We start from the raw sequence: 26,758 nt of genomic DNA on the forward strand, positions 1-26,758 counted from the left end.
CACAAAAGGAAGGCAGCATAAGGATGTTATGCTGTCTTCTCAATTAGGAGGGAAAGTATGATAGATTTACTGCTAATCCATGGGACCGTCATTACCATGGATCAAAACAGGAGAGTTCTGCAAGATGGCGCCGTCGCCATACATCAAGGAAGGGTTTTAGCTGTAGATGCGACCGAAAAACTTAAATGGAAGTATGAGGCAGTAAAAGTCATCGATTGCAGCCATCAGTGCATATTGCCCGGATTGATAGATGTTCATGGGCATGGGGGACATTCCATGTTCAAAACCATTGCCATGGAGAATATTGATTTTTGGATGCCGATCATGACGAATACGTACAAGCATTTTGTAACGGATGAGTTTTGGTATTACGAAGGAAAGCTATCCGCCCTTGAGAGATTGAAGGCTGGCGTGACGACTGGGGTGAGCGTGTTAGGATCCATGCCGCGGTCCGATGAACCGATTTTCGCCATCAATCATGCAAAAGCATATGCCGAAGTGGGAATCAGGGAAGTGGTATGCACGGGTCCTTGCAATCCTCCATGGCCCCATTCATTCAGCCGATGGATCGATGGAAAGAGAGTGGTAAAGGAAGTTACCTATGAAGAAGTATTACAGGGGGCGGAAGCGGTAATCGAGGCGCTGAACCATGCAAATGAGGACCGTACGAGAGCCTTCATTACACCATTTGTCATCGTTACATCGGTGGATCCCTCCAATCCGACATCTCCTGACAGGCTTTATGGGCTTACTGATCATGACCTGTATCAAGCGAAGAAAATAAGGGAGATTGCCAGGAAATATAACACACGCATTCACTCAGATGCCTTTGGCGGGATGATTCATTTAGCGATACAGGATAAGGAAAATGCCCTATTGGGTCCGGATGTCCATTTACAGCACTGTCGGGGCATTTCCTTCGATGAGGCAAGAATACTGGCAGAAACAGGTACCAACGTCAGTGCATCACCTGGATTTGGCCAGGTTCATGCCCGTACCCCGATAACTGAATTATTGGAAATGGGTGCAACTGTGGCAATCTCCACGGATGGGACGTCCCCTTCCACAAGTTTCGATATGTTTCAGGCAATGAGGAAAACACAGTTGGTTCACCAGGCCGCCCTTAGGGACTACTATTATTTACCGCCAGGCAAGCTGTTGGAAATGATCACGATAGATGCTGCGAAATGCATTGGCTGGGATGATGAAATAGGCTCCCTCGAGATCGGGAAAAAAGCGGATGTCATTACGGTCAATCTTCATCAGCCTCACCTGACCCCTGAATTCATGCATGTTCACCGGCTTGTATTTCAAGCTGTGGCGAATGATGTGGAGCATGTCATCGTGGATGGGAAATTGATCATGGAAGGCAGGAATGTACGGACGGTCCATGAAAGTACAGTGCTTGATGAAGCGAATGAGGAGGCCTTTTCAACGATAAAGCGTGCAGGGCTCGAAAAGTATATGCAGCCGACTAAATATTTCTGGGGCCATGCCAGGGCTTATGTAGATGAAAAGCGATATGACGAACGCGAAGACGCTGCCGCGATGGTGAAAGGGGAATAAGATGAAAACCAAACTTAAAGGAAGATATGTAATCGGGTATGACGGGTGCGATCATGTCATATTGGAAAACGCGGAGATCGTTTATGAAAAAGACACGATTTTGTATGTCGGAAAAAATTATCCAGAAGAAGTGGACGAGGTAATGGATGCCGGTAATGCGATTATCAGTCCCGGGTTCATAGATTTAAATGCATTAGGGGACATTGACCATGATATTTTACATTTTGAAGCCGGTGCCGACAGACAGAAAAACCTTCTTTGGTCGGAGAATTATATAAAAAGCGGACATCCTGAATTAATGACCAAGGAAGAAGAAGCGTTTAAATCACTATATGCTTATTCACAGCTCATACTGCATGGCGTGACGACGGCGATGCCCATTACTTCCGTCTTTTATAAAAGCTGGGCTGAAACCTATGATGAATTGGCAGCTGCCGCAGAGCATGCCGCTGGCTTGGGATTAAGGATTTACCTTGGCCCAAGTTTCCAATCAGGAATGAGAGCCGTCCAGCCTGACGGGAAAATCAAACTGCATTGGGATGAAAAAGCCGGTGAAGCGGGGTTACGGAAAGCGGTCGAGTTTGTGGAAAAGTTCGATGGAGCCCATGAAGGCATGGTCAGGGGGATGCTTGCTCCAGAACGAATTGAGTCTCAAACGGCCGATCAATTAAAACAGATTAAATATTACAGCGAAAAATTGAATGTACCCATAAAGCTTCATGCTGCACAAGGAAGCTTTGAATTCAGAACCATCTGGGAAGCCCATCATGTTACACCGATCAGATATTTGTATGACCTTGGCTTTCTCGGTACAAGAACAGGGATCCCGCATGCCCACTTTATTTCAGGATACAGTAAAGCGAAATATGGCCAGGGTGATGACTTGGCGCTGCTTGCGGAAACGAATACAACGGTGATCCATTGCCCGCTGATCATCGGGAGGCATGGGGAGGCGTTAGAATCTTTTGCCAAATATAAACGGGCTGGGATCAATATAGCCCTTGGAACGGACACATTCCCTCCGGATATGTTCCAGAACGTCAGGACAGGCAGCATGCTCTCACGGCTGGCGGCAGGAGAAACGGAAGGCTCTGTCTATGCCGATTTCTTTCGGTCAGCCACACTGGATGCGGCCGCTTTTCTTGGCAGGAACGATCTAGGACGCATCGCTACGGGGGCCAAGGCGGATATCATCGCGATTGACTTGGACGGTTTCCATATGGGGGTAATCGATGATCCGATTCGAACGATGTTCGCAAGCGGATCCGGGAGGGACGTTAAATTATCGATCATCAATGGAAAGGTGGTCATGAAGGATCAAATAATCCCCGATCTTGATTTAACGGAAATCAAATATAAGGGGCAGCTATATTTCAATAAGATGAGAAGAGGCTATATGGAAAGGGATTATCAGGAGCTTTCCGAGAAAGAATTGTTTAAGCCATCATTCAAGGTCGTGGAATCGATAAGCGATACAGAAGCCATTTGTAAAAACAAGTAAAGAAAATGAAAAACATAGTAAAGATAATCGAAAAAAATAGTCAGAATATTTCCTATAATTAGATAAATGTTCAAAAAATGAAATTGGGAGGTAGAAGACCATGGGGGTAAAACGTGGGGCAGGAAAGCTTTTTCTAGTCATGATCATGGCTATCATCATTACAGGCTGTTCTTCTAACAATGACGTAAGCACAACAGAAAGTGATCCGAACAAAGCATCAAACGGAGGGGGTACATTGGTCATTGCCCGCTTATCCGATGCTGAGAACTTGGATCAGCAGTTCATGTCCACGATTAACGCCGCTAGCGTCACTCACCATAAAATCTATGAAGGTCTTGTACAGCGGGATGAGAATAGTGAGATACAGCCAATGCTGGCAGAAAAATGGAAGCAAATAAATGACACTACCTGGGAATTCAAGCTTAGGGAAGATGTAAAGTTTCATGATGGCACGCCATTTAATGCAGAGGCGGTAAAGAAGACGTTTGATCGACTATTGGATCCGGCGGTCGCTTCTCCCAGAGCGGTGGTATTCGATATGGTGAAAGAGGTGAAACCGGTTGATGAATTTACCGTGCAATTCATCCTGAAGGAACCTTTTTCCCCTCTCCTTTCCATATTGGCGAATCACGAAGGCGGAATCATCAGTCCGAAAACGATTGAAAAGTACGGCAAAAAGATTATCCAGGAACCGAATGGAACCGGCCCTTTCGCTTTTGATTCATGGTCCCCAGGCCAGGAAATCACATTGACGAAAAACGACAGCTATTGGGGAGACGAGCCAAAAGTGGACAAGGTCATCTTCAAGGTCGTCCCGGAAGACTCCACGAGGATATCGATGATAGAAACCGGTGAAGCGCATATCGCCGAGCCGCTTCCTGTAGCGGTCATGGACCAGGTGGAATCATCACCGGCAATGGATGTTTACCGCAGTGAAGGGTATGGTACCGAATATTTAGGCTTTAATGTCAATAATGAACCGTTCAATGATGAAAGGGTCCGTAAAGCCATTGCCCATGCCATTGAGATGGACTCGATTATCAAGGGTGTCTTCAATAATGTGGGAGTAAAGGCGAACTCCTTGATGGGCTCTAAAGTATTCGGGTACAACGAAGATCTCGAAGCCTATGATTACAACTTAAAGGAAGCGAAGAAACTGATGGCCGAAGCTGGATATTCAAAAGGCTTGGATGCGACCATCCTGACAATGGACAGTAAAGAAAGAGTCAACTTGGCTGAGGTCCTGCAATCCCAACTGAAAGGGATCGGGATTAATTTGAAAGTGCAGGTCATGGAGTACGGTTCATTCGTGGAACAAGTGAATAAAGGACAATCGGAAATGTTCATCATCAGTTGGAGAAACGCGACCGGGGATGCTGATTATAATCAATATAACCTTTTTCATACGGAATCACAGGGAGCGGCAGGTAACACATTCTTTTACAGCAATCAAAAGGTTGATCGTTTAATAGATGCAGCCAGGAAGGAAAAAGAAGAAGGGAAACGCAAAGAACTATACGCAGAGGCACAGGAAATCGAAATGGCTGACACCCCGTACATTCCTGTAAGGGTCATAGAAAATGTTGCTGCAGTAGCCAAAGAAGTAAAAGGATTTTCAATCAGCCCTTCAGGTTACCTGGAGATAAATGACGTAACGATCAAGTGATGCAGTGTGTTGAGGAAAGGGGTTAGGAGTCCGAATGGGGGGAATGGATTATTCCTGTAATCCTCATGGGAAGGGATTTGCGACACTCCTGCCGAATTACTGGCTGGCCGAGACCCCACAGGCGCAAACGCCGAGGGCGGACCGCCCGCGGAAAAGCGAGTGCCTAGAGTGGAAATCAACGTCTACAAAAGAAAGACAGTCGATCTCTGGAATCAATTGAACGTTTCAAATACTGCAGGCAAACTGAGTTTCATCGAGTTGTTTTACAGTCTGAAAGGGTTCATCCATTAGGGTGAGCCTTTTTCTTTGGCACAATAAGTAAAAATAACATAAAAACGAGTAAAAATACTGAAATTATTTGTTGATCTTTAAAACTATAATGAAAGTGATGCATAGTCAATCTGGAATGAAAGGGTGAGTGTAATGTCTCAATCGTATTGGTTAACGAATGTCCGCTTGGAAAATGGTTTTACTTATAATGAAAATGAAACGATCACCGGCACTGAAACCGGCAATTACCACATCAAGATTGAAAGTGGGAAAATTTCTTCCATTTTATCGGAGAAGGAATCGATAGCGGATCAGGATCCGCAGCATGATGTTCACGGCCTTCTGATGGTTCCCTCGTTTAAGGAAATGCATATCCACATTGATAAAACGTACTATGGCGGTCCGTGGAAGGCTTGCATGCCTGCCATTAATGGCGTGAAAACCAGGATAGAGGAAGAGCAGGTCTTGCTGCCCGAATTATTGCCTACCGCTAAAGTCAGAGCAGAGAAAATGCTCGATTTATTATTGAACTTCGGATCTACCCATATACGTACACATTGCAACATCGACCCCGTCATAGGACTGAAGAACTTGGAAGCGACCATTCAGGCACTGGAAGGCTATAAGGATAAATTGACGTATGAGATCGTCGCATTCCCACAGCATGGACTTTTACGCAGCGATTCCGTTCGGTTAATAAGGGAGGCAATGAAGAATGGGGCGAATCTGGTAGGAGGCGTGGACCCCGCCACCATTGATGAAAACATAGAGCGGTCACTTGAAACGATCATGGATATCGCGGTTGAATCCAATTCCGATATCGATGTTCATTTACATGATCCGGATCACCTTGGCCTCTTCACCATGCAGCGACTTGCTTCACTTACGGAAGACGCAGGCTGGCAAGGAAGGGTCACGGTTAGCCACGCCAGCGGGTTGGCAGATCTTTCAGTCCCGGAGGCTACGGGCATAGCCGAAAGGTTTTCGGAAACAGGAATATCGATTACATCCACAGTGCCGATCTTCAGAACGATCCCCATCCCCCTGCTTCATGAAAAAGGGGTGAAAGTGGAATTGGGTAATGACAGCATCACTGATCATTGGACACCATTTGGCATCGGGGACAACCTGGAAAAGGCAGGTCGCCTTGCAGAGAGGTTTCGCATGATTGATGAACGTTCCTTAGCGAAAAGCCTGCAATTCATAACAGGAGGGAAGACCCCATTAAACCAAGACGGGGTCAAGGCATGGCCTAATGTCGGGGATGAGGCGAATATCGTTTTGCTTGAAGCCAGCAGTTCAGCGGAAGCGGTGGCTAGAAGGGCGAAGCGTGCTGCTGTCATCTTCAGGGGCAATGTTGTTAGCGGATCCATTTCATCTTTTGAGACGACAGGTGTTTAATCTTTTAATAAAGAGAGTGATTGGATGAATGAAGCATACTGGCTTACAAACGTTACGCTTGATAGTGGATTTGTTTTTGAGAATGAACGAATTGATCGGACGAAAACAGCTACATACAACATGTATATAAAAAATGGGATCATAGAGGATTTGCAATTGGCTTCAACTATGCCTTTGAAAACGGATGGTCCTGTTCACGACGCGAGAAAGCTGCTTGCACTTCCTCCTTTTAAAGAGATGCATAACCATCTGGACAAGACGTATTTAGGACTGCCATGGAAATCATGCACTCCGGTTCCGAACTTAATCGAACGCTTAAAATTAGAAGCAAAAGAGCTTGCAGAACTGGCTGAAACTGGACAGCTCCGGGCTGAACGGATGCTTCAACTATTGTTAAGCGGCGGGGCAACGCATGTAAGGACGCATGTAAATATCGATCCATACATCGGAATGAAGAACTTGGAAGAGATTCAACGTGCCCTATATCGTTTCAAAGGGAAAATGACATACGAGATCGTGGCTTTCCCGCAGCACGGACTGCTAAGAACGAATTCAAAAGGGTTGATGAGACAAGCGATGAAAGAAGGGGCGTCCTTGGTGGGCGGCCTGGATCCTGGCGGGGTGGATAATAATATAGAAGCTTCCCTGTATGAAATGGTCGATTTGGCTGTTGAATTTGATGCAGATATTGATATTCATATACATGATCCCGGTCACCTTGGTTTATATACGATCAAGAAACTGGCTTCTTTGATCGATGAAGCAGGATGGAAGAACAGAGCGGCCATCAGTCATGCTTTTGCACTTGGTGATGTTTCAATAGGAGAATCGAATGAACTGGCCAGTGAATTATCAAACCTGGGGATAGCGATCATGTCTACAGTTCCGATCAACCGGGTCATGCCCCCGATTGATTCACTGCATGAGAAAGGTGTCCATGTTGCTCTCGGTTGCGATGGCTTTTACGACTCCTGGTCCCCATTCGGTACTGGGGATATGCTGGAAAAGGCAGGCCGATTGGCTGAGAGGTACAACTGGAAGGACGAGTATGCATTGTCTCAATCGCTCCAATTCATTACGGGCGGAGTCAAGACATTGGACGATGAAGGAAATCGTTTATGGCCGAAAGCGGGAAATGACGCAACTATGGTTTTTGTGGATGCATCATGTGCTGCCGAGGCAATTGCCAGGAGATCGACGCGGGCTGCGGTCATGGTCGATGGAAACCTGGTATACGGCGGACTTGATCGCGAATTTGCCTTGAAGTCGAATTGAAGATATGGTTCAAGAAGGGAGAAGATCATGAATAGAATCTATTGGTTAAAGAATGTTCGTTTGGAATGTGGGTATCGGAAAGAGAATGAAAGAGTTACAGGAACGATCACCGGGTTATTTCATCTGTTGATGGAGGATGGCAGGATCACGAAGATTATCAAAGATGGGGAAGCCATACGTGATGATTTACCAGTGGAAGATGCAAAAGGATTGCTGGCGGTACCATCCTTCATTGAAAAGCATGTCCATCTTGATAAGACACTGATGGGGGATGTTTGGAGAGCGTGCACTCCTTCTTCAAGTGTCATTGAACGCTTTGAAAATGAGAAGAGGGTTCTGCCTTCCATTGCAACAAGCACATGTAAACGTGCAGAATCTTTACTGGAAATCCTGTTAGCTTCCGGATCTGCACATATACGGACTCATGTTGATATTTATCCGGAAGCGGGCTTGCAAAACTTAGAGCAAGTTCAGCAGGCGCTTGCTGGCTATTCCAATCGACTCAGTTCAGAAATCGTCGCATTTGCGCAGCACGGTTTGCTGCGGTCCGGCTCTGTCAAGCCTGTCAGGGAGGCATTGCGGAACGGAGCAGGAATCGTCGGGGCGGTGGATCCGGCCACAGTCGATAACAATATTGAAGCATCGCTCGTGCAATTGATGGATTTAGCAGTGGAAGCTAATGCTGATGTGGACTTGCATTTACATGATCCCGGCCATCTGGGCACGTTCACCATGAAACGTTTGGCAGCTCTGACCAAGCAAGCGGGCTGGGAAGGAAGGGTGGCATTAAGCCATGCGTTCGGCATCGGGGACGTATCCAGGGAAGAAGCCTATGAACTGGCTGACATTCTTAGGGAGGCGGGGATTTCCATCGTCACCAGTGTCCCGATCAACAGGCAGATGCCCCCTGTTGATTTATTACATGAAAGAGGGGTTGAAGTATCAGTAGGAAATGATAATATCTTTGATGTATGGTCACCTCTTGGGAATGGTGACATCTTGGAGAGGGCAGGAAGGCTCGCAGAACGTTTCAAATGGATTGATGAAGTCTCGCTTTCCCGGACACTCGGATATATAACTGGCGGAAAAACCCCATTGGATGATAAGGGTAACCAGGTATGGCCGAAAGTTGGGGATGCCGGAAGTCTGGTGTTAATTGACGCAAGCTGTTCTGCAGAGGCAGTTGCCAGGCGTTCGGAACGTAAAGCGGTCATTTACAAGGGGAACTTGGTTTCCGGTTCACTATATAAACAAAAGCAGTCCATTGAACGGTAGGACTGAACCAAAAAAGGATTTCTGGATATTTCCGGATTTCCTTTTTCGTTTTTGGAGGCTTCCGTGTACTTTTATTTACAACTGTTATATGCTGTGGAAGTGATTTTTTTGGCTATATGAATTAGGCCCCCAGTCTTTATCATTATTATATTTTAAAACGCTCTGCTTGCGTGCCTTGCATCCTTTATCCAAGCAAACAAATTAGCGGGGAGCCGCAGTCTTTGTTACTATTAATGGGAACGTTATCATTTCTCATGCATCTGCAAAGGTCATATGACATAAATCATGTGTCCAGCAATGCAGCAGCGGACCATCCGGGACCGCGTCTATTAACATGGTGCTGTCCTTTCGCCATTTTCAAGGGAAGGACAAGTGAAATTCACCATGAGTTTGAAAAGTATCATGTTCAAAGGAGATGGAATCTATGAAAAGTTGGAGATCTTCTGTGACTCTATTTTCTTCTTTTCAATGGTTGTTTTTTATTTTTGCAAATACGGTAGTTGTGCCCATATCGATTGGCGCAGCTTTTGATCTTCCTCCCAATGTTACGGAAATGACCATGAGAAGCTCGCTCATTTTCACGGGGATCGCTTGCGTGTTTCAGGGGTGGAAGGGGCATAAGTATCCGCTTATGGAAGGTCACTCCGGTCTATTGTGGGGAGTGATGCTTAATTTAGGTTTATCTGCACCATCCATAGGGCTCGGTTATGCTGAGATAGGAGGGGGCATAGCTACTGGCCTCATTGCTGCGGGTGTCGTGACCCTCATTATTTCTGCCTTCAACCTGATATCTCATGTCCAGAAGATTTTCACTCCCATGGTCATGACGGTTTATTTATTCCTTTTGACGTTCCAGCTCATTTTTGTCTTCTTTAAGGGGATGCTGGGGATTACGGAGAATGGCGAAATCAACATCCCGGTCAGTTTCCTATCAGTGGGGATTGTACTTCTAGTCAGTATATTAAAAATAAAAGGACCAAGGACAATAAGCAATTTCTCCATATTGATCGGGATTATAGTGGGATGGATTTTTTACGAGCTGCTATTTCCGGAGGCCGGGGGAGAAATGGGATTGACGGGTGCCGCTTTTTCATTTTTTCCATTAGGTGCTCCAAACCTTCAATTCGGGATCATAGCGATTTCCTTTTTTGCAGGATTGCTGAATTTGTGCAACACGTTCGCTTCCATTCAGGCTGCATCGGAATTAATCGGTGATGAAGCTGAACACAAGCAGTATCGAAATTCTCTATTCATGACTGGCGGATTTACCATTTTCGCTCCGCTGCTTGGCCTTGTTCCATATACACCTTTTACTTCATCGATTGGATTTTTGCAGAGCACCCAAATCTATGAGCGGAAGCCCTTCTTGCTTGGAGGCATGTTATTGACCATAATCGGGCTCATTCCCCCTTTCATCTCTTTCCTGGCCACGATGCCGATAACAGTCGGGAATGCAGTATTGTTCGTTGCGTACCTTCAGCTGTTCGGTACGGCTTTCAACAGCGTCAAGGGTCAGAATTTCACTTCAGACACGATATTCAGGCTTGCCGTACCAGTATTGATTGGCGTGAGTTTGATGAATGTCCTGCCTGCTGCATTTTCGAACCTGCCCGCGCTATTACAGCCCTTTTTGACGAATGGGCTCATAATGGGAGTATTGATATCAATCGTGCTGGAAAAATCGGTCAACTGGACTCGTTATGAACAACTGCATAACTAATGGGACTTTGATTGAAAAGGCTATACATAAAGGGAAACGACAATGCTAATTGAAGAGGCGATCATGAAAACCGGAAGGGTATTACCCTTCCGGTTTTCTGTTTTTTATTGGTCTTTTAATGGGAAATGGGCCTTTTAATCAGTAGCAATACCCAATCCCCTTACATATTTTGTTGGAGGGAATACTTGACGTGGTGTTAATTCCCTGACCATTTCGTTCTGGCTTCCCTTTCTAATCTAAGCTCTACCTTATAAATAATAAACGGAGGTTATATAAAATGTATGAATTTCAAAATCAATTGCAAAACCTGAATGTAGATGATTTCCAGGTGACTCAGCCAGTTCCTTGGGAACAAAACCAGTACAATTTGGATGATTCGTCTCGGCAATTCATTGGTGTGGGCGGCTGCTTTGGTTGTTTTGGCTGTTTCTTGTGCTTCGGTTGCTTTGGTTGCGGCGGTCGCTGTGGACGCTGTGGACGCTGTGGTGGATGCGGACGTTGCGGCGGGTGCGCCGGTCGTTGCGGACGTTGCGGCGGTTAAGGTTTCAGGTCTTCTAAAGAAAAGTCCCTGCGGTGCAGCAGGGACTTTTCTTTATGGCATTAGACATAAGAGACAAATTGTCGTACATAGGATGATAGTGAAGTACTGTGCTAAAAGCGGTACTTAGAATGCATCGGGTTAGGAGGATCGGAATGGTGAATTTAACCCCTTCTATGCGTTTGAAAGTGAAAAGGGATACGTTTTTTCTTCCGGAACCAAACAGAGGTGTGTATTTCAGGAATAACGTAAGTTCGTTCCGTATGGAGGGCGCCTCGATCGTTCAGTGGATTGAAAAGTTATTGCCGATGTTCAACGGGAACCATACATTAAGCGAGTTGACGGATGGATTGCCTGACCCATACCGGAAACGGGTGATGGAAATTGCCGAGGTTTTGTACGGGAATGGGTTTGTTCGGGATATAAGCCAGGACAGTCCCCATCAATTAAGGGAACATGTTCTTGAAAGGTATGCTTCGCAAATCGAATTCCTGGAAAGCTGCGGCGATTCCGGGGCTCAGCGTTTTGAAACTTATCGAAAGAAAAAGGCGTTGGCCATAGGCTCTGGCCCCTTGTTCCTTTCATTGGTGTCCTCGCTGATTGAATCCGGATTGCCTGCTTTCCATATCTTCATTACGGACGCGGTACCGACCAATAGAAAAAGATTGAAGGAGATCGTGGCACATGCGCGTAAGACAGACGACGAGGTTGCCATAGAGGAGGTCATGCTTGAAAAGGGAACAGAGATTGAATGGCGGGAGATCGTGCGGCCTTTTGACTCGATCTTATATGTGTCACAGGAGGGTGATATAGAGGAATTAAGAGAACTTCATTCGGTTTGCAGGCAAGGGGAAAAGATCCTGTTCCCTGCGTTGATCATCAATCAAGCAGGCATGGCTGGACCGCTCGTCCATCCGGATTCCAAAGGGTGCTGGGAGTCAGCGTGGCATCGTTTACATCAAGCTGAGCTTGAAAAGAATCAGGCATCATCTTCTTTTTCCGCCACAGCCGGAGCGATGTTAGCCAATATAATGGTATTCGAATGGTTTAAAGACGCTGCAGGCGTTACGACAGCAGAACAAGCCAATCAATTTTATCTGTTGGATATGGATACATTGGAGGGAAAATGGCATCCGTTCATTCCCCACCCTGGCGTGACGGGTAAAGGGACTGCTGCATGGGTTGAAGATTTCGAACGGCGGCTTGAACAGAATTCGGACCCGGTTGAACCGGGGAAAGTATTTATGTATTTCACCCGGTTGACATCCGCGGAATCCGGTATCTTTCATCGTTGGGATGAGGGGGATTTAAAACAGCTGCCGCTGGCTCAATGCCGCGTTCAGGTCGTGGATCCGCTGTCGTCCGGCCCGGCCGGACTCCTGCCCGAAATCATCCGTTCAGATCTGACGCATGAGGAAGCGAGGCGGGAAACCGGTCTTGCAGGAGTCGAAGCATATGCATCCAGAACACTCAGCCAGCTCGTTGCGACTCTTCCGAAACTTCAGGGAGCAGACGAAATAAAGGAATCGATCGGTGTCGGAGCAGGGGAAACATTTGCTGAATGTGTCTGCCGTGGATTGCAAAGCAGTTTGGAAACGGAGTTTTTAAATAAGCGGTTCAACCAGGAGAAACTTGTGACGGTGCAATTGGCTCAAGTGGAAGATGAGCGCTGCAGGTATTATTTACAAGCACTGACCCGGCTGCAAGGAGATCCGATCATCGCCTTGGGTGAGGGAGTGTCAGGTTTCCCGGTAGTTTGGGCAGGAACGAGCGATGGCTGGTCCGGAGCTGTCGGTTTGAATGTAACGATCGCATTACGGAATGCATTGCAAAAGGCTGTCATGAAAGTCCAAAACCAGACCGTTTGCCTTACAGCACCCGGTTTAGTGGCATCGCCTGTTCTTGAAGAAGAAAAGGTGAATCTTGTGATTCCTTCATGCGGGGTGAAAGGGAATTCCGAACTGGTACAGTCCGCCATTCAAGTCTTGAAGAAGAACAGTAAGCGAATTTGTGTTTTCGAATTAAATCTGGAACCTCTCTTGAAGGAAGAAATGGCAGGAGTGTTCGGGGTGTTTTTGCGAGAGGGGGAATCAGGGTGAAAACTGACGTATTGGTTGTCGGGGAAGGAGTGTTGGCCGACCATGTTCATGGGGACCTGTCCGGCCAATATCAGGTGAATCGCCAAACCGATTTCGAGGCAGGAATTCCGCAAACGACGGCGATGGTCCTTCTGCTGCAAGATGCTTGGAATCCCGCTGTCCATGTAAAGGCGGAAGAGGTGATAGGGCAAGCGGGCATTCCATGGCTGCGGGGGTTCGTATCATTTGGAGAGGGAGTGGTAGGGCCGTTGGTGCGCCCGGGTGTTCCTGGCTGTTCACAGTGTGCGGACCAAAGGCATCTCATGGCCGGGCGTGATCGAAAAGAAATGTGGGGAATCCGCCAGCAGCTGGAGGCAAATGGGGGGATGGAGCGTGATCCGGCGGCATCCCGCACTGGCCTTTTACAGATGGCACACTTGATTTGTGCAGAGGTAAGGAAGGTGATGAAAGGAGAGCGCGCCCGTTCGGAGGGGCATGTATCTTTAATCAGCCTGAAAACGCTGAATGGTTCGTGGCACTCTTTTTTACCAGATCCATTGTGTCCGGTTTGCTCAACATTACCTGATGACTCGAAGGAGCGTGCTAGGATTTCGTTGCAGCCAAGTCCGAAAATCAGTCCCGACAGTTACAGAACACGTTCAATGGATGAGCTGAATGAAGTGCTGGCCAAGGATTACTTGGACCACCGCACAGGTTTCCTGAATAATAAAATGATAGACCTTGTGCCGCCATTTGCCGATGTAAGTGTTAATTTACCTTTATTCATAGGCGATGAGGGGGCGGCTGGCCGGACTCTTTCATATGCGGTCAGTGAGATGACGGCCATATTGGAAGGATTGGAAAGGTATTGCGGAATGGAGCCCCGCGGTAAACGGACAGTCATACATGACAGCTACAACAACCTGAAAGATTCTGCGCTCGATCCCACCAGGATCGGGGTGCATTCGAAGGAAAATTACGCACAGCATGATTTCCCGTTTCAACCGTTTAATCCCGACCGCTCGATAGATTGGGTATGGGGCCACTCATTCTTGCAAGAGAGGCCGATCTTGGTCCCGGAGTTGCTTTCGTATTACAGCTTGGGCTGCGGTCATGGATTTGTCTATGAAACTTCCAATGGCTGTGCTTTAGGGGGAAGTATGGAGGAGGCCATTTTCTACGGCATCATGGAAGTGGTCGAACGTGATTCGTTCCTGCTGACCTGGTATGCGCAATTGCCGCTTACACGACTTGACCCTTATTCTGCAAATGACAAAGAACTTGAGCTGATGATTGACAGGGCGAGGGCGGCAGCGGGATATGATATCCATTTGTTTAATGCGACAATGGAACATGGTATACCGAGCGTATGGGCGCTGGCGAAAAACAGGAAACAAAAAGGATTGAATATCATTTGTGCGGCAGGGGCCCATCTCGACCCGGTCCGGGCTGTGAAAAGCGCAGTCTTCGAGTTGGCCGGCATGATGCTGACACTTGACGATAAATTGGAAGAGAACCGGGATGAGGTTGAGAAAATGCTGCAGGATTCCTCACTGGTACGGAAAATGGATGATCATGGCATGCTGTACGGTTTACCGCAAGCCGAAGAGCGACTGCAGTTTCTGCTGGATGATGACCGCCCGATGCGAACTTTCGCTGAAGAATACGGGGAAAAGGTGAACCATCCGGACTTGACGGAAGATTTGCAGGAAATCCTTCAGGCGTTTCGCCGATTGCAACTCGAGGTGATTGTGGTGGATCAGACGACACCGGAAATTGCACGGAATGGATTACATTGTGTGAAAGTCCTGATCCCGGGGATGCTGCCGATGACATTCGGCCATCATCTTACCCGCATAACGGGGCTTGAGAGAATACTGAGGGTTCCGATGGAACTTGGATATGCTGAACGGCCGCTTGATTTCGAACAGCTCAATCCGCATCCGCATCCTTTTCCATAAGCGTTGACGTAGGAGGTTGGAGGATGAGTCTAGAGGCATTTTTGCACAATTTACATTTTGATATCGAAAAGGCAAGTCCGCCGGATTGGGAAGTGGATTGGGATGATGCCCCGCTAACGTATAAGCTTTACCGTGACTTGCCTGTTTTTCCGCTATCACTGGAGGTGCCACTGACGCTCGAGGGGGGAAGCGGGCCTTCAAAGCAGGATCTCGAAGAAATCGGTCATTTCCTCTGGTATGCCTATGGCCTGACCCAAGTCAGTCAGGTACCGAGATCCTCGGAATCTGAGGACCTCATGCAGTCATTCCGGCGCTTTCCGCCATCAGGGGGGGCTTTGTATCCAAGCGAATTGTACGTATATTTGAAGATCGAGGGATTACCTGCTGGCGTATACCATTATGATGCGGCACACCACCGGCTGGTTTTGCTGCGGGAAGGGAATTTCGATTCATATGTAACAAAGGCTCTTGGTGGAACCATTGATATGTCCGCTTGCTTTGGCACGGTTTTCGTATCGACGATGTTTTGGAAAAACTTCTACAAATATAATAACTTTTCATACCGTCTGCAAGGTCTTGATGCAGGCGTGCTTCTTGGACAGTTGCTCGAAGTGGCGAAACGCTTTGGAATCGCTGCCGGGGTGTGCTTCCAATTCCTTGATCGGGCCATCAATCATCTGCTCGGGCTTTCGGAGGAGGAAGAGAGCACGTATGCGGCGATCCCCTTATCATCAGAGCCTTCTTGGAGATTTAGGGAAGGAAGGAGTATGGACCGACCTGTCACTTCGACGGAATTATTGCTGGAATTGAAGGGAATTCAGCCTGAGCACTATGTTCGGTCGCAAAGGATCAAGGAATTTCCGATGCTGACCAAAATGAATGAAGCATCCATGATCGAATCCACCCAATCATTCCGGCGGATCCATCCAAAGAATGGGGCGGAATCAGAAGGGAAAATTATAGCCCTTCCTATCGTGAAACGGTTGTCCTATGACTTGGCATCAGTTTGCCGGAAGCGATTTTCACCTGAAATGGACTTTGTACTCGGGAAAGTCAGTCAATCGCAACTGGCCGCTCTCCTGCAGGAGGCAACCGCTTCGTTCTCCTATCGAAATGACTTGGATGGAACAAACGGGAACAACGGAAATCGCGTTTCCCTCTATGCTTGTTTATATAATGTGGAAGACATACAAGATGGTGCCTACCATTATGACAGCACCACACATTCATTACGGCAGATACAACCAGGAGATCATCGGCTCCTATTGCAATACGGAATGTCCCTCGATATCATGAACTTTCAGCAAGTGCCGATCTGCATACATGTAGTGGGTGAGCGGGACCATTCCAAAACGCAACTTGGATATAGAGGATACCGCATCCAGCAAATGGAGGCGGGGATGCTCGTTCAGAAATTACTGCTGGCATCGTCAGCCCTTGGAATGAATGGGCACCCGCTGCTCGGCTTTGATGTGAATATGTGTGATGAGCTTTATAAGATAGACGGTCCGCAAAGGAAAACGAGCCTGATTCAAATCCCTATCGGATCCTATCTGAATCGCCCTTGGCTGAAGGGGAGTCTGCATAGTTGAAGAAGATGAAACGAAAACCTCCATTTCATTTAAGGAATGGAGGCTTTCATTTATATTGCAGTATGGCAGAGTGCAATAATCTCTGCTGGAGATTATACTTAATGAATAAGTAGATAAAGTTATTAATGCAGTACGCTTTTAACTAAACATTTTAAAGGATGTAGCTTATGGAATGGAAAACGGACAGAAAATCCAAGAAGCCTTTATATAAACAAATAGCCGCTTACATCGAGAGTGGCATAGCTGATGGAACCTTCCTATTGGATAAGCCGTTACCGTCTGAACGCTTCCTGGCAAGTGAGCTGGGAGTTAACAGAAGCACAGTTGTTGCGGCTTATGATGAATTGGAAGCAAATGGGCTGGTTGAACGAAAAAAAGGAAGCGGAACGATGATCAGCAAAGATATCTGGGGAATTACCCGAAAACGTATCCCTAGCTGGAATAGATATATCGAAGCGGGTTCTTTTTTGCCCAATATGCCAGTAACCCAAAAAATACGTAAAGAAACGGAAGGGCATAACCTTATTAACTTAGCTAGCGGGGAGCTTTCAGAAGATTTATTTCCAGTCCAATCTTTACGTGAGATCATTTCCAATAGATCCTTCATTGGTAGCTTAGGTTATGATCACCCTCAAGGCAATGCGGTTTTAAGGGAAACGATAGCCAATCATGTTAAACAGTATAGGAGAATTGACACGGATCCATCTTCTATACTCATTACTTCTGGTGCACAGCAAGCCCTGCATCTGGTGGTCCAATGCCTGTTAAAGCCAGGGGATGCCGTTGTATTGGAAGATCCATCATATAGTTACAACCTTCCCATCTTTCAATCCGCAGGGCTAAGAACCTTTCCTTTGCCGGTTGATAAAGATGGCATCAACCCAGAGGATTTACTGGAACTTCATAAAAAACATCGGATCAGGATGATTTTTTTGAACCCTATATTTCAAAACCCTACAGGAACTGTCCTTCATATCAACCGCCGTAAAAGGATTCTTGAGCTTTCATCCGAATATGGAATACCGGTCATTGAAGACGATCCTTATAGTTTAACATCCTTTGCCGGGGAAGAAATTTCCACTCTTAAATCGATGGACAACAACGGAAATGTTTTATACATAAGCTCTTTGTCAAAAATTGTTGCTTCCGGTTTAAGAATTGGGTGGATCATTGGACCGAAATCAGTCATAGATAGACTATCGGATGCTAAGCAGCAGGTTGACTTCGGTCATGGCTCATTCACTCAATGGATAGCAAATGATTTTTTGGATTCAGAATATTTTCCTGCCCATCTTGCCGGCTTAAGGAGGCAACTGGAAAAAAGAAGGGATGCAATGGTTTCGAGTCTTCAACAACTCCTGCAAAAGGAAGTAGATTATTATTCGCCAAATGGCGGAATTCATTTGTGGTGTAAGCTGAAAGTGCCATTGAACGAAATAAAGTTACTAGAGGAATCCATCAAAAGAGGAGTCATATATGTTCCGGGTTCAACGCTAGGTACAAATAAGGAATACGTACGCTTTACATTTGGAAGGGAAAATGAGGATTCCATTCACGAAGGCATCAAAAGGTTTGCAGAGGCGGTAAAAAGTTTATAATCATATGCGATATTCATGAGAGAGAGTCATGATGATTCCCACTGTAGACAAACTTGATGATAAATCAGTTTGCCTGCAGTTTTTTTTATTAAAAAGTTCCGTTGATTTCAGAAATCCGCTCCCTTTCCGCCGACTGTCTGCCAAGCCTCCTCGACGCGAGCGTCTGTGGGGTCTCGGCTAGCCAGTAATTCGGCAGGAGTGTCGCAAATTTCTTCCATCCAATAAGTGTTACAGGAAAAAAACATGAAGGGTAAATCCTGAGATATTCCGAAATCTCCTTTTGTAAACAAACTTTAAGAAAACCAGTTTCATACGTTCTTATCTAAATAAATATCCAGCTTTATTTCAGAAATCCGCTCCCTTTCCGCCGACTGTCTGCCAAGCCTCCTCGACGCAAGCGTCTGTGGGGTCTCGGCAAGCCAGTAATTCGGCAGGAGTGTCGCAAATTTCTTCCATCCATTAAGGAGTACAGGAGAAAAAACATGAAGGATAATCTAGTCATAAACATAATTCGGGATGAGACTAGCCTACAGTTTTTCCAAGAAAACATTTCAGATTATTGCAGAAACCCGTTCCCTTTCCACCGACTGTCTGCCAAGCTCATCAAAGCATGCGCCTGTGGGGTCTTGGCTAACCGTTATTCGGCAGGTTTACCTTTAAAATTTTGGTTCTGGGCGAGAGGAATTCGGAACTCCTTTTACCGGAAAGTTGATGGACCGCCAGACCCTACAATATTTCTTAAAAGAAGTTCCAGTGATTGGAACGGAAGGTACGAGACTCCTGCGGGAAAAGCGTGGCATGGGAGACCCCGCAGGCGCGCCGAGGAGGCTCCCGCCCGCCCGCGGAAAGCGAGTGCCTGAAGTGGAAATCAACAAGTGGATGGTGGAAATTTTACTGAATTGGATGGTCCTAAAAATGGTTGTTCTTTTATTATAGAGGGGAAGGGTTTTACTAATATATTTACTCAGTAAACACAAAGAGCGAACTACCTGTAATTTTGCGATCTCTTTTTGTAGTTACACTGCGAAATAGGATGAGAAGCGGAAGGATTTTAAATGGTTCAAGGAAATAGAAAATAATATTGGGAGGCGTTGATTCATGACGGTAAGTGTAATAGCAGTGGTGGTCATTTGTTTAGTTGCCCTGGTAGGCACCCTTTCATTAACGGGGAAAAGTGATAGTGATTATTCTGCAGCAACGAGAGGAAATTTGTTGAACCTTAGTTATATTTATATCGGTCTCGCCCTAGTATTAGCTGTGGGCATCATCTACTTCGTAATAAAATCAGCCTAAGATACCGTGAATGATTATTATAATTGTCTATCAAAATGATTGGGAATGTGAATTTTTTCACAAATGTGGCGAAAATATGAACAAAAAGAATCTGATCGATACCTGGAAACAATACCTTTGTAAGCTGAGTGAACAATCCTTTCGACATAATTATGGATGAAAAATATATAGATTAATCATTAAATAATAGTGTAGCGGAGATGATCAAATATGACATGGCCTGTATTGATTTTGACAATTATCTTAAGTTTGCTTAAATTATTGGTTACCTGTCTTCCAACCGATGCCGTGAATTGGATTATGAGTAAATTTAAAATACATTCTGAAATTAGTGACGCGGATGCAATCGTGACCTTTGATGGAAAGCGTTTGGAAGGTGAAGATAAAGTTCAAGTGCTTAATTATTTTAACGAAGCTAAGTTTTTGAAAAAAAATCATATATTTCCCGGGAACGAGAAATTGTTTTTACATCCAGAGAACAGCGGGACTCCCATTATAATGGATGTAAAAAAAGGGAAGAACGAGGTTAGATTATATGTGTACATGTACAACGACCATGTGGACGTAGTCAAACAGTACAAGAATAAAGTAGTTGCGTATAGTCTTCTTTCCGAGAGCCTCCAAGAACGTTCCATGCCAGTAATGAGGAATTTAGTTTAAAAGGAATAAAAGTGAACTGCACCCCAATTGGAGATGCAGTTTTTTTTATGAAGAATAACGAAAAGGACTATCGCACAGGTTCAGCTAAGCAATACGATAACTTTCAGATGCCGAAAGTCAGTCGGTCTCGGTTAATACCTTTAAAGTCTTTTCCCTGATGCTTATCCGGTTTTTATAATCTTTAGCTACCAACTCTGTATATAATAAATCAAAAAGCAAAAGGAGCGGAAGCAATGGAGAGATGTTTTGTCCCATATGCATGCTGTTTTTGCTTGTGACCAATAGTGTTAGGTCGCCAAGCTGGGAGAGCTCGGAATTCTTATCTCCAGTAAAGACCAAGATGCATGCGCCTTGCTTCTTTGCGATTTTAACTGCAGAAATCACTTCTTTCGTCGTTCCGGAAATGGAAATGCCGATGACAACACTAGTCTCGTTACTTAAAGCTGCATCCATCATGGACTGATGGGGGTCTGTGATGGCTTCGACAGTTAAGCCGATACGAAAGAACTTGGACTTGAACTCCTGGGCCGCTATACCAGAACTCCCTATTCCATATACATGAATCTTATTTGCCTTTGTAAGGAAAGAGACAGCTTTTTGGATATTGTCATATGTCGTTATATGAAAGGTATTATCAATGATACCTAAATGATCTTGATACAGTTTAGCGAAATAATCCACCTGCTTGATATTCTTCATGTTTTTCGGCGTATTTCGGAGGTCCACGAACCTTTTTAACTCATGCCTGAACTCATTAAACCCAGAAAAGGCTAATTTCTGGCAGAAACGCGTAATGGTTGCAGGTGAAATATGAAGCTTTTTAGCTATTTGACTGATCGTTAACTGACTTACTTCTTCAGGGCGCTGCAGAATATAATGGGCCAATTCTTCCTCTGTTTTGGTGAACTTGTCCATGCTGCATTCTATGCCATATATGAGGTTTTCTGCTAGGTATTCCATTTGATCACCCATTTCGGATTTCTTATCTGTATTTATAGTTTAATGTATCCAGCAGGGACGTCAATAACCGGAGGAACGGAAACAGGAATATGAAAAAGAAAAGACCCAAACTGTTGTTGCCAGTCTGGGTCTTTTCATTACTATGTGCCATTTTTTATTCTTGGATGGCATCGACGAATCTTTTGGTGATTTGCTGCGGCCTGGTAATGGCACCGCCCACCACTACTGCATGGACGTTCATATCCAATACAGAGCGGGCGATTTCTGGTGTGATTACATTTCCTTCCGCGATCACTTTCGCTTTTTTCACTGCTTTTACTATTTCTTTGAGCACAGCATAGTCATCCTGATATATTTTCTCACCGAGAGTTTCGTTCGTATAGCCGTATAAAGTGGGCGCCACAATATCGAATCCTAAATCGTCAGCGTATTTGGCTTCCTCAATGGTGGATACATCCGCCATTAGCAGGACATCCGGATATTTTGCTCTTATTTCACCATAAAACTGCTTTAACGTTTTACCGTCCGGCCTTACACGGGCTGTAGCATCCGTCGCAATGATTTCCGCTTTGGTTTCCATCAATGCATCGATTTCGGCCATGGTGGGAGTGATATAGACATCGTTTTGTCCATACACCTGTTTAATGATCCCTATGACTGGAAGGTCCACATTTTTCTTGATTTCCATTATGTCACCTACAGAGTTTGCGCGAATGCACTTCGCACCGCCTTCTTTGGCAGCAATGGCCATGCGTCCCATAATAAAAGAGCTGTGCAGCGGCTCATTCTCCAATGCTTGACATGATACAATTAAGCCCTTGTGAATTTTATCGAGCACCTGTTGCATGTTTAACACGTCCTTATCGTTGTCTATATTCTCAATGTCCCAAGAATTCTTCCACTTCATTTTTGATGATCGTCACTTGGGGACCGTAAACTATTTGAATGCCGTTTCCTTTTTTTACGACACCTTTTGAACCGGTTTGTTTTATGACGTCTTCTTTCACCAATGTTTCATCCTTTACCGTGACACGGAGACGGGTTGCACAGCAATCGACGATCTCGATATTTTCCTGTCCGCCCAATCCGTTAACGATGGTCTGGGTTCTCTCTGATGCCGTTACTTGTGTAACAGGTGCCTGTTCATCATCTTCACGGCCAACCACTTTCAAATTCTTCTTCCTGATCAAGAATTTAAAAGTGAAGTAGTATAGGAAAAACCACGGAATGCCGACGAAAAGTACATAAATCCAGTTTGTTTTACTGATGCCCTGGAGTATCCCGAATAAAGTAAAATCAATAAATCCTCCAGAAAAGGTTTGACCGATCGTGATATTGAATATATCTGCCATCATGAAGGCAAGTCCGTCAAACAAGGCATGAAAAACATAAAGGATCGGTGCGACAAATAAGAAACTGAATTCAAGCGGTTCTGTGATGCCTGTTAAGAAAGAGGTCAAGGCAGCTGAAAGCAGCAAACCGGCCACGACTTTCTTATTTTTAGGTTTAGCGCAATGGTAAATGGCCAATGCCGCGCCAGGCAAACCAAACATCATCGTGATGAACCGTCCCGACATGAAGCGGGAAACACCCTCATAATACTTGACGGTAGTTGGGTCGGCCAATTGTGCAAAGAAGATATTCTGGGTCCCGCTGACAAGCTGCCCCTTAATTTCCATCGTTCCGCCTAAAGCTGTCTGCCAGAAGGGAAGGTAGAAAATATGGTGCAGCCCTAACGGCCCGAGCATCCGTAATATGAATCCGTAAAAGAAAGTCCCGATTGTACCTGTGCTCGTTACCAGTGCACCTAATTGGTTTATGAAAAGTTGGAAATAAGGCCATACGATAAAAAGCACGGCTCCAACCAAGATGGATGCGAAGGAAACGATGATGGGAATGAAACGTGAACCCCCGAAAAATCCTAACACTTGCGGAAGCTGGATTTTATTATATTTATTGTGCAAAAGTGCGGCAACGATCCCTACTACGATACCGCCGAACACACCGGTCTCCAGTGTTTGGATCCCGACCGCCATTCCTTGTCCGGCACCTGCCAAATTCTCTTTGGCAAGTTCCCCGGTTATTTGAAGCAGTGCATTTATTGAACTGTTCATGACGAAATAGCCGATCATGGCTGCCAATGCAGCAGTCCCTTTATCCGAACGTGCCAATCCTACTGCAACACCTACGGCAAAAATAACCGGCAAGTTTCCGAATACGATGCTTCCCGCAGAACTCATGATCGTGAAAATGGCCTGCAGCCAAGCAAAGTCTAAAAATGGATAAGCCTCAACTGTATTTGGATTGGAAAGAGCACCGCCAATTCCCAGCAATAAACCGGCCGCTGGCAAAACGGCAATCGGGAGCATAAAAGATTTACCGAACTGCTGCGCTTTCTCGAAAGCTTTCTTCATAATGATTCCTCCCTCATTTAACGAGCCTTTGATACTCTTTATTTTTTATCGCTCTATACTAGCTATATTAAATCCCATTGAGAGCGTTTTCAATGCGATGCAAGGTTATATCAACTGTTTTCAATCTTGTGCTTATTTCTCTGAAAAAGTTTTCAATAATATCATGGGCACTGTTACTGGGAGTGCCGGCCGCCTATGCATTAAGCCGGTTTGATTTCAAAGGGGAAAGCGTGATAAATGCCTTTTTCGTTTCGCCGATATTAATACCGGGAATTGTGCTGGGCTTTGCGTTTTTACGTTTTATTGTGGGGACTTATCAGCTTCCGATATATGCGGCCCTGTTTGTGGGACATACTGTTATCATGCTGCCTTTCATCATCCGTGTGATTTCTTCAAGCTTATCAAACTTTGACTTTTCCATTGAAGTAGCGGCCGAGAGTCTCGGAGCGAGTAAATTGGGCACATTCTTTACAGTCGTCCTCCCGAATATAAGATCAGGAATTCTGGCAGCAGTCATGATCGCCTTCTTGGAATCCTTCAATAATGTAGACATTTCAGTTTATATGACAGGCCCTGGGGTAAGTACGTTTCCGATTCAGATGCTGACGTATGTGGAGAACTACTTCGATCCCACCATTTCGGCCATTTCCGTATTGCTCATGTTCATAACCGCTTTCTTCATGTTTATAGTAGAACGGCTCATGGGATTGTCTTATTTCACAAAACGATAAAGGAGGTAATGATGGGTGGCTTTATTCACTTTACAAGATATATCTGTAGCCTATAACAAACAGAATATATTAAAGGATTTCAATCTAGAGATTGAAAAAGGGAAACTGGTATCCCTTCTTGGCCCGAGCGGCTGTGGGAAAACGACGACCCTCCGTTTAATTGCCGGGGTTTTACAGGCGAATGAAGGGAAGTTTTTATTCAAGGAAAAGGACTATACGAAAGTGCCCGTCAACAAGCGGAACTTTGGCTTTGTGTTCCAAAACTATGCATTATTTCCGCATTTGTCGATATTCGATAATATTGCATTCGGTCTCCGTCTGAGAAAGAATGCTAAAAGTGAAATCGAAAAAAAGGTAATGAATGTGCTCGAGATCGTTAATTTGAAAGGTTTTGAAAAACGATATCCCCAAGAGCTTTCCGGAGGGCAAAAGCAGCGGGTCGCGATTGCCAGGGCGCTGGTGATTGAGCCGGACATCCTCTTATTTGACGAACCATTGAGTAATCTTGATGCCAACTTAAGGGTGAATATGAGAGTCGAGATTCGCCGTATCCAACAAGAGCTGGGGATTACAACGGTATATGTTTCCCATGACCAGGAAGAATGCTTTTCGATATCCGACCAGGTGGCGATCATGAATAAAGGGATCATCGAACAGCTTAGTGACCCTGCGACCATTTACAAATATCCCGAAACCAAATTTGTCGCGGACTTCATCGGCTTCAAGAACTTCATTGACTTCGATAAGCGGAAAGATCATGACGGTAAAATCGAACTGAACAAATCTGGATACTCATTTGTACTGCACAAGGATCCGCAGATGAGCAATTCAACGGGAAAAATAGGCGGCATCAGGCCGGACGATCTGTTGATCAGGGAAAAAGATAACAAGGGGGCTGTTCAGGAAAATAGTTTACCTGGCCGGGTCAAGGTAAGTACGTATCTTGGAAGAAGCTATCAATATGTCGTTGAAACTCCAATAGGGGATTTCACTGTGAACAAGGAAATGGCGGAATCCTACCGGACGGGTCAGGAAATCATCCTTGAAATTCCGAGAAACCAGATGGTGCTTGTTGACTAGCTTAGGAGGGTAAGTTATGCGAATGGATATGCTTGTAAGGGATATCAACGTGTTTAACAGCTATTTTAAAAGATTCATTAAAGGGAATGCAGCCATCAAGGATGGAAAGTTCTATTATATTGGAGAACGTGAATTGGATGCCTTCGAGCCGGATACAATCGTCGATGGACAGGGGAAGTATATGGTTCCAGGTCTGATCGATATCCATCTCCACATTGAAAGTACGGTGGTGACGCGTGATGAAGCTTAAACCGAAAAAGGGGATTATCCAATGGATAACCCCCTTTTCTTAATGACTTACCTGGCGTCAAATATTAGCTGGACCTGTTTATTTTCATATAATTACCATTAAGGTAAATATATGATAAAATAGAGGAACAACTGAGGATAGAGTGGTAGGTCACGCTTTGCTTTTCCATCTAATGATAGATTGGAAAGGAGGTGACCGCTTGATTCATTTCTTATTGAACTTGATAACAGATATGGGTAAAGAGATATTTGTTGCAGTAGCAACCAGTCTTATCCTGTCTATGTTCGCCAAGAAACGGAAAAAGAACCACTCATCCTCCCAAGATGGCAATGGTTCTTCTTCTGACGATTAATTAAGTTAGTTGTGACCAACCACTCTTGCTAGTTGTCAGCCTCATGTTAGCGCATGAGGCTGTTTTTAGTTTATGTCAATATAAGGATAACATACCCCGATTTTAAAGTAAATATTCAGACAATGAATTGGGGAGTACCATGGGCTTGGCTGTATTTTTTTCTTGAATCTTTTAATGAAACTTTGGAAAACGGCAAAAAATGAATTGACTCTTTCTTACTAATATGGTATGTTAATTCCAATCTAAGAAAAGGTGTGGTGTTTTATGTCGGGAGTAGGTATCAACTAATTTAGTTGAATAAGGTATTTAATCACTGTTATGTCAGTGGATTACGTATGCCTTTTTTCACAGTGCAATTCTGCATTGTGGATACCTACCTTAAGACTGCTTCCTTTTCCATAATTCGTGTAACATGCAGGTGTTACGGCGAAAAGCATGGTGGGATTTGTCCTATCATGCTTTTTTGTGTACGCAGGTCTATTCGAGCTGCCCTATTTGTTATCGATTTCAGGTACTTATCCATGGATAAGGCCGATGCCGGCAGGAGCTTTCTACTCAAATGGCTTGTTCATTTGTA

At 45.2% G+C, this 26,758-nt stretch carries 18 protein-coding genes and 2 pseudogenes; 17 read left to right on the forward strand and 3 right to left on the reverse strand.

Annotated elements, in window-relative coordinates; all coding sequences use genetic code 11:
* Positions 1 to 57 precede the first annotated feature (57 nt).
* The 14 genes from A6755_RS06210 (at position 58) to A6755_RS06285 (ending at position 20,394) form a co-directional block, all read left to right on the forward strand.
* Positions 58 to 1,566 carry an amidohydrolase family protein gene (locus A6755_RS06210; protein WP_063590115.1) on the forward strand — a complete coding sequence of 503 codons (1,509 nt, stop codon included), beginning with the start codon at positions 58 to 60 and terminating at the stop codon, positions 1,564 to 1,566.
* Position 1,567: 1 nt separating this feature from the next.
* Positions 1,568 to 3,067 carry a chlorohydrolase family protein gene (locus A6755_RS06215; protein WP_063590116.1) on the forward strand — a complete coding sequence of 500 codons (1,500 nt, stop codon included), beginning with the start codon at positions 1,568 to 1,570 and terminating at the stop codon, positions 3,065 to 3,067.
* Positions 3,068 to 3,167: 100 nt separating this feature from the next.
* Positions 3,168 to 4,733, forward strand: a complete 1,566-nt coding sequence (locus A6755_RS06220) for a glutathione ABC transporter substrate-binding protein (protein ID WP_063590117.1) — start codon at positions 3,168 to 3,170, stop codon at positions 4,731 to 4,733.
* 423 nt (positions 4,734 to 5,156) lie between these two features.
* Positions 5,157 to 6,404 carry an amidohydrolase family protein gene (locus tag A6755_RS06230; protein ID WP_084737482.1) on the forward strand — a complete coding sequence of 416 codons (1,248 nt, stop codon included), beginning with the start codon at positions 5,157 to 5,159 and terminating at the stop codon, positions 6,402 to 6,404.
* A 24-nt stretch (positions 6,405 to 6,428) separates the two neighbouring features.
* Positions 6,429 to 7,679 (forward strand): amidohydrolase family protein, encoded by a 1,251-nt coding sequence (locus A6755_RS06235; protein WP_063590120.1) that lies wholly within the window; start codon positions 6,429 to 6,431, stop codon positions 7,677 to 7,679.
* A 27-nt stretch (positions 7,680 to 7,706) separates the two neighbouring features.
* The gene (locus tag A6755_RS06240; protein WP_063590121.1) at positions 7,707 to 8,954 is read left to right on the forward strand and encodes an amidohydrolase; all 1,248 of its coding nucleotides are present in this window, start codon (positions 7,707 to 7,709) and stop codon (positions 8,952 to 8,954) included.
* Between the two features lie 424 nt (positions 8,955 to 9,378).
* Positions 9,379 to 10,674, forward strand: a complete 1,296-nt coding sequence (locus A6755_RS06245) for a uracil/xanthine transporter (protein ID WP_063590122.1) — start codon at positions 9,379 to 9,381, stop codon at positions 10,672 to 10,674.
* Positions 10,675 to 10,951: 277 nt separating this feature from the next.
* Positions 10,952 to 11,215: a heterocycloanthracin/sonorensin family bacteriocin gene (locus A6755_RS25890; RefSeq protein WP_082854532.1), complete on the forward strand. Its 264-nt coding sequence runs from the start codon at positions 10,952 to 10,954 to the stop codon at positions 11,213 to 11,215.
* Positions 11,216 to 11,367: 152 nt separating this feature from the next.
* Positions 11,368 to 13,311: a putative thiazole-containing bacteriocin maturation protein gene (locus tag A6755_RS06255; protein ID WP_063590124.1), complete on the forward strand. Its 1,944-nt coding sequence runs from the start codon at positions 11,368 to 11,370 to the stop codon at positions 13,309 to 13,311.
* Entirely contained in the window at positions 13,308 to 15,251 is a 1,944-nt protein-coding gene (locus A6755_RS06260) for a TOMM precursor leader peptide-binding protein (RefSeq protein WP_063590125.1), read from the forward strand. The genes A6755_RS06255 and A6755_RS06260 overlap by 4 nt, the downstream gene beginning before the upstream one ends.
* A 23-nt stretch (positions 15,252 to 15,274) precedes the next feature.
* Positions 15,275 to 16,843, forward strand: coding sequence for a SagB family peptide dehydrogenase (locus A6755_RS06265; protein WP_063590126.1), 1,569 nt, complete (start codon positions 15,275 to 15,277; stop codon positions 16,841 to 16,843).
* Positions 16,844 to 17,010: 167 nt separating this feature from the next.
* Complete coding sequence (gene pdxR, locus A6755_RS06270) at positions 17,011 to 18,441, forward strand: MocR-like pyridoxine biosynthesis transcription factor PdxR (protein ID WP_034304232.1); 1,431 nt, start codon at positions 17,011 to 17,013, stop codon at positions 18,439 to 18,441.
* A gap of 1,098 nt (positions 18,442 to 19,539) precedes the next feature.
* Positions 19,540 to 19,734, forward strand: coding sequence for a hypothetical protein (locus A6755_RS06280; protein ID WP_063590128.1), 195 nt, complete (start codon positions 19,540 to 19,542; stop codon positions 19,732 to 19,734).
* Between the two features lie 210 nt (positions 19,735 to 19,944).
* The gene (locus A6755_RS06285; protein ID WP_063590129.1) at positions 19,945 to 20,394 is read left to right on the forward strand and encodes a YfmQ family protein; all 450 of its coding nucleotides are present in this window, start codon (positions 19,945 to 19,947) and stop codon (positions 20,392 to 20,394) included.
* Between the two features lie 117 nt (positions 20,395 to 20,511).
* On the opposite strand, the gene A6755_RS06290 is transcribed toward A6755_RS06285, so the two are convergent.
* The 3 genes from A6755_RS06290 to A6755_RS06300 all read right to left on the reverse strand — a co-directional run bounded on the left by A6755_RS06290 (position 20,512) and on the right by A6755_RS06300 (position 23,768).
* Complete coding sequence (locus A6755_RS06290) at positions 20,512 to 21,354, reverse strand: MurR/RpiR family transcriptional regulator (RefSeq protein WP_063592459.1); 843 nt, start codon at positions 21,352 to 21,354, stop codon at positions 20,512 to 20,514.
* A gap of 154 nt (positions 21,355 to 21,508) precedes the next feature.
* A complete protein-coding gene (locus A6755_RS06295; protein WP_063590130.1) occupies positions 21,509 to 22,201 on the reverse strand; it encodes an N-acetylmannosamine-6-phosphate 2-epimerase in 693 nt (230 codons plus the stop codon).
* 31 nt (positions 22,202 to 22,232) lie between these two features.
* Positions 22,233 to 23,768, reverse strand: a complete 1,536-nt coding sequence (locus A6755_RS06300; protein WP_063590131.1) for a maltose/glucose-specific PTS transporter subunit IIC — start codon at positions 23,766 to 23,768, stop codon at positions 22,233 to 22,235.
* A gap of 167 nt (positions 23,769 to 23,935) precedes the next feature.
* Here A6755_RS06300 and A6755_RS06305 point away from each other — a divergent pair.
* The 3 genes and pseudogenes from A6755_RS06305 to A6755_RS06315 form a co-directional block, all read left to right on the forward strand.
* Positions 23,936 to 24,499, forward strand: a pseudogene (locus A6755_RS06305) (ABC transporter permease); the annotation flags it as partial.
* 15 nt (positions 24,500 to 24,514) lie between these two features.
* Positions 24,515 to 25,579 (forward strand): ABC transporter ATP-binding protein, encoded by a 1,065-nt coding sequence (locus A6755_RS06310; protein WP_063590132.1) that lies wholly within the window; start codon positions 24,515 to 24,517, stop codon positions 25,577 to 25,579.
* Positions 25,580 to 25,595: 16 nt separating this feature from the next.
* A pseudogene (locus tag A6755_RS06315) lies at positions 25,596 to 25,814 on the forward strand (adenosine deaminase); the annotation flags it as partial.
* Positions 25,815 to 26,758 lie beyond the last annotated feature (944 nt).

Origin of the sequence: Peribacillus frigoritolerans (assembly GCF_001636405.1) — a bacterium.
GTDB lineage: Bacteria > Bacillota > Bacilli > Bacillales > DSM-1321 > Peribacillus > Peribacillus frigoritolerans.